The sequence below is a fragment of the Methylobacterium sp. WL7 genome (genome assembly GCF_008040085.1).
GTDB lineage: Bacteria > Pseudomonadota > Alphaproteobacteria > Rhizobiales > Beijerinckiaceae > Methylobacterium > Methylobacterium mesophilicum.
Window position 1 is genome coordinate 1 of sequence record NZ_VRVG01000299.1, and the last position, 1,545, is coordinate 1,545.

The following is a 1,545-nucleotide window of genomic DNA, read 5'->3' on the forward strand; positions in this document are numbered from 1 at the left end:
CCCAGGACACGGCAAGCGAAGCGTTCCGACACGCCGTGCTCGGCAACGACGAAGTCGACACATGCCCGGCGGCGTGCCGGGCTCAGAAGTTTCCCGAGGCGGCCTCCTTTAGAATCAGCTTCTCCAAGGTCAGGTCGTAGATCGCTCGACGGAGGCGCTGGTTCTCTGTCTCCAGAGACTTCAGCCGCTTGACCTGGTCACCCTTCAGACCGCCGTACTCGGAACGCCAGCGATAATAAGTGACTTCCGTCACCTCGATGGAGCGGATTGCTTCGGCGACCTTGCGACCCTGCGAGACCAGGACATCGACCTGGCGCAGCTTGGAGACAATCTCTTCAGCCGTATGCTTCTTCCGACGCATCAAAACATCCTCCACATGGCTCGAAGCCATACCTCAGGGAGGACCTCTTTCCGGCTCTTCGCCAAGTTTGGTGGATTGGGTCGGCTGGGGGTGCTGGGAGGTAGCTCCTGGCTGAACCGGGCGGGGATTCTCAGATCAGGGCATGACCCTTCTCTGTTACATCCCCGGTTGTCGCGTTCTCCACGTCACGCGTGCGGAGAGCACTGCCCTTCGCACTGCCGCTCAAGCGAAGCGCGATCATGCCCGTTGCTCAGGTTGTCGTACGGTCAGCCGGTCAGTGCATAGTCGCTATCACCGGCGTCCCGCCGACCTACCGACGAGCGGTCAGGAGGTGCGCCTGAACCTGACGATCCGGCGCTTCTACTGCCACGATCCTGCTTGCGCGCGTCGGACCTTCGCCGAGCGTCTGCCTCGCCTCCTCGACCGCTACGCTCAGAGGACCCGCCGGCTGGCCGATGCCCAGGTTCGGACCGCGCTGGCGCTCGGTGCCACGCCCGCCGCCCGGCTGCTGCCGCACCTGGCGATGCCGACCAGTGCCACGAAACTGCTGAGGGGCATCCGCAAATGGCCGCTGCCGACCCGATCCAAACCGATCATCGTCGGGGTAGACGACTAGGCCCTGCGCAAAGGCCGAACCTACGGCACCATCCTGGTCGACCTCGAACGCCGCCATGCCATCGACCTGCTGCCGGATCGTTCGGCCGCGACGCTGGCGGCTCGGCTCCGGCGAGACCCGCAGATCCAGGTCGTGGCACGGGACCGCTCGACCGAATATGCGCGTGGGACCACCATGGGTGCGCCCGATGCCGTTCAGGTCGCAGACCGATGGCATCTCCTGCTCAATACCCGGCAAATGGTCGAGCGCTGGCTCGCCCGCGTCCATCCGCGTCTGAAGCTGTTGCCGGCCGTGGCGCCGTCATCGCCCTCGATCCGGCGCGTCACGACCTTCCCACGCGCACCGTCCGAGATGCTCGCGCGAGCTGCGGCCCGCGGCCGATGGGAAGCGGCCTACGATGACGTGCGTCGCCGCCATGCGGAGGGACAGTCGCTTCGGCGCATCAATCGCGAGACCGGCTTGGCCCGGGCCACGGTGCGCAAGTACGCCTTCGCCGCGAGCTTCCCCCGGAACGGCATGCGCGAGCCGCAGCCGAGCATGCTCGATCCTTATCTCGGGCACCTGCATG

The 1,545-nt window shown here is 65.8% G+C and carries 2 pseudogenes; one reads left to right on the forward strand and one right to left on the reverse strand.

Annotated features, from left to right (window positions below):
• A pseudogene (locus FV233_RS29355) lies at window positions 1-361 on the reverse strand (transposase); the annotation flags it as partial.
• A 142-nt stretch (window positions 362-503) separates the two neighbouring features.
• On the opposite strand from FV233_RS29355, the pseudogene FV233_RS29360 reads away from it, so the two are divergent.
• A pseudogene (locus FV233_RS29360) lies at window positions 504-1,545 on the forward strand (ISL3 family transposase); the annotation flags it as partial.